Annotated in this window: 3 protein-coding genes; all 3 read right to left on the reverse strand. The window is 67.1% G+C overall.

What is annotated here, in order from left to right; translation table 11 throughout:
• Nucleotides 1-349: 349 nt before the first annotated feature.
• On the reverse strand, nt 350-778 hold the full coding sequence (locus C5E41_RS32715) for a DUF4189 domain-containing protein (RefSeq protein ID WP_181063540.1): 429 nt from the start codon (nt 776-778) through the stop codon (nt 350-352).
• A 327-nt stretch (nt 779-1,105) separates the two neighbouring features.
• Nucleotides 1,106-2,731 (reverse strand): chaperonin GroEL, encoded by a 1,626-nt coding sequence (gene groL / locus C5E41_RS32720; RefSeq protein WP_036506233.1) that lies wholly within the window; start codon nt 2,729-2,731, stop codon nt 1,106-1,108.
• Between the two features lie 273 nt (nt 2,732-3,004).
• On the reverse strand, nt 3,005-3,298 hold the full coding sequence (locus tag C5E41_RS32725; protein ID WP_030516558.1) for a hypothetical protein: 294 nt from the start codon (nt 3,296-3,298) through the stop codon (nt 3,005-3,007).
• Nucleotides 3,299-3,573: the final 275 nt, after the last annotated feature.

Here is a 3,573-nt window from a genome sequence, read left to right on the forward strand (position 1 = left end):
GACAAAATCGGGGTCCCTCTTACCGAACCAGTGTGATTGTCAGGCGCTCCTCGTCCGACCTCGTTGTCCCGGGCCTCTCGGCTCCGGGTCGGCGTCCGTGTCGCTCTGACCTGGAATAAGTTACGTGCCAACCGCATTCGAAGTCAAATCGCCTGGTCATCCGGCCTAACGACGCACATCGGATGCGCTCGCAACACCATTCACAACATCGGCGCACGGCGAGAAATTCGGACCGTCGGCCGAAGCTTGCCCCGAAATGCCGGAAGCCGGCCCGCCGTGGGTGCGGGACCGGCTTCCGATCGCTATTCGGGATGCGCGTCTCGGGATACGCGACGATTTCGACTGCGGGTCAGCCGTTGCAGCGCGACGCGCTGATGACGGCGGGACCCGAACCGTCCGAACTCAGGGTCGGCGGACGATCCGGTCCCAGCGCCGCGATCGCGTTGCGCTCGGCCTCCTGCAGGGTGACGCCGGTTCCGACGGCGTGAACGTCGTCACGCCTGGCGACCGCACCGCATCCGTCGACGAAGCGAAGGATGGTCGCGCAACCCGGCGCCCCCTTCGACCCGCACACGTCCACCGCATCCCGGTCGGCCGTGTCCTGATCGGGCGCGTTGACGACACTTCCGATGTGCCAGCCGTCGTCCATTTCGTAGGAGATGGCGAACGCGCCGTACAGGTGGCCGTCCGGCCCCCGCTCCGCCGCCGCCGAACCGGTTCCCGCGACGACGAATGCCGTCGCGGTGGCCGCGACGAATCCCAGGGCAAGTCTGCCCATCGACAACATGGTGTTTTTCCCCTATCGAAGGCTTCCGGATGAAGCCAACCGAAAAGAATGCGTTCCACAACCGGTGTTGTCCAGGTGTGACGCTCCGAAAGCCCCTGCGAGACTACGAATTAGGGGAAATATGACCGATAGCCGCTACATCCGACAGCCCACGCAGACGTTGGCACCGCCGAAACGCCGGTAGCCGGCCCGCCCGAAGGCGGACCGGCTACCGGTTCGAAAGGTGTTGCGGGGAGGGAGGACTCGGAACGACCGGGTCAGGGCCGGACGCGGCAGCGGAGGGTCACCACGCGGGCCCCCCGGTCGTTCCCGATGGACTCAGAAGTCCATGCCGCCCATGCCACCGGTCGGGTCGCCGACGGGAGCGGCGGCCTTCTCCGGCTTGTCGGCCACGACGGCCTCGGTGGTGAGGAACAGCGCGGCGATCGACGCGGCGTTCTGCAGCGCCGAACGGGTGACCTTGACCGGGTCGGCGACACCGGCGGCAAGCAGGTCCTCGTACTCGCCGGAGTCGGCGTTGAGGCCCTGGCCGGTCGGCAGGTTGGCGACCTTCTCGGCGACCACGCCGGGCTCGAGGCCGGCGTTGAACGCGATCTGCTTCAGCGGCGCGGCCAGCGCCACCTTCACGATGTTCGCACCGGTGGCCTCGTCACCGGTCAGCTTCAGGTCGTCCAGCGCCGGGCCGGCCTGCAGCAGCGCCACACCACCACCGGGGACGATGCCCTCTTCGACGGCGGCCTTGGCGTTGCGCACCGCGTCCTCGATGCGGTGCTTGCGCTCCTTGAGCTCCACCTCGGTGGCGGCGCCGGCCTTGATCACCGCAACACCGCCGGCCAGCTTGGCCAGGCGCTCCTGCAGCTTCTCGCGGTCGTAGTCCGAATCCGAGTTCTCGATCTCGGTGCGGATCTGGGCGACGCGACCCGCGATGGCGTCGGCATCACCGGCACCGTCGACGATGGTGGTCTCGTCCTTGGTCACGACGACCTTGCGGGCGGTGCCCAGCAGGTCGACGGTGGCCGTCTCCAGGTTCAGGCCGACCTCTTCGCTGATGACCTCGCCACCGGTGAGGATGGCGATGTCGGCCAGCTGCGCCTTGCGGCGGTCGCCGAAGCCCGGCGCCTTGACGGCGACGGACTTGAAGGTGCCACGGATCTTGTTCACGACCAGGGTCGACAGGGCCTCGCCCTCGACGTCCTCGGCGATGATCAGCAGCGGCTTGCCGGCCTGGATGACCTTCTCCAGCAGCGGCAGCAGGTCCTTGACGGTCGACACCTTGGAACCGACCAGCAGGATGTAGGGGTCCTCGAGGACCGCTTCCTGACGCTCGGCGTCGGTGACGAAGTAGCCCGAGATGTAGCCCTTGTCGAAGCGCATACCCTCGGTCAGCTCCAGCTGGAGGCCGAAGGTGTTGCTCTCCTCGACGGTGATGACGCCTTCCTTGCCGACCTTGTCCATGGCCTCGGCGATCAGCTCACCGATGGACGCGTCGCCGGCGGAGATGGCCGCGGTGGCAGCGATCTGCTCCTTGGTCTCGACCTCCTTGGCGGTGTCGAGCAGCTTGGCGGTGACGGCCTCGACGGCCTTCTCGATGCCGCGCTTCAGGCCCAGCGGGTTCGCACCGGCCGCGACGTTGCGCAGGCCCTCGCGCACCAGCGCCTGGGCGAGCACGGTAGCGGTGGTGGTGCCGTCACCGGCGACATCGTCGGTCTTCTTGGCGACCTCTTTGACCAGCTCGGCGCCGATCTTCTCGTAGGGGTCCTCCAGCTCGATCTCCTTGGCGATGGACACACCATCGTTGGTGATCGTGGGGGCGCCCCACTTCTTCTCCAGGACAACGTTGCGACCCTTGGGGCCCAGCGTCACCTTGACCGCGTCGGCGAGGCTGTTCAGTCCCCGCTCGAGACCGCGACGGGCCTCTTCGTCGTACGCAATTGTCTTGGCCATTGCGTTGAGATCCTCCACATGTATATGGGGCTGACACACAGAGCGACCGCAGGTTGGATCGCCCCATTACGCTGGCCAGGTACGGTGCCCGCGACGGACGACCGAGGGTGTCTGGGAACCCGGTCTCACCTGCCCGACCTAGCACTCACTGGTCGAGAGTGCCAGAACCTTTCTAGCACTCGACGGTAGCGAGTGCAAGGTTACGGATCCGATGGCCGCACAGTTCGCAATCGGCGATATCGGCTGCACGGTGCGATATCCGGGCGGACACGCTCACGTATCGTCGGTGACTCGCAGTGCCAGGGCGACGAAGGCGTCGGTGCGGCGCTCCTCCGGACTGCGCGGTTCGCCGCGTTCCACGGTCACCTGCTCGGCGTCGTGCAGCAGCAGTTCCGCCTCGATTCGCATGATCGCTCGGATGAACGGAGGCGCCACCTCGGGCGGCAGATCGCCGTTGACGATGTAGCTGCCGTCCGGACCGTCCTCGGTTTCGACATAGGACAGCGCGCGCAGCAGGTCCGCGCGTAGTTCCCCCGCGATCAGGTCGGAATCCGATCCATCCGCCATAGCAATATCGTATCCGGACCACTGATCGCCTCATCAGCCCCACAACTACACAGCCGTATCGGCGAGTGAGCATGTATGGCGTGGCGGCCCCTGGAATCGGGGCACGGCCTGGGCGAATTCCGGGGCCGAGGAACCGGCCCGCCGCGGCGAGTCGCGTCGGGCCGGATACCGCAACGACGGCCGGCGTGCCGAATCGCCGACGCTGGTGAGCATCGATCAGGCAATCGGCGAGGCCGGCGGCTGCGGCGGGGTGGGTGGCTGCGGCGGGCCGGTTC

The sequence above is a fragment of the Nocardia nova genome (genome assembly GCF_002933465.1).
Taxonomy (GTDB): Bacteria; Actinomycetota; Actinomycetes; order Mycobacteriales; family Mycobacteriaceae; genus Nocardia; species Nocardia nova_B.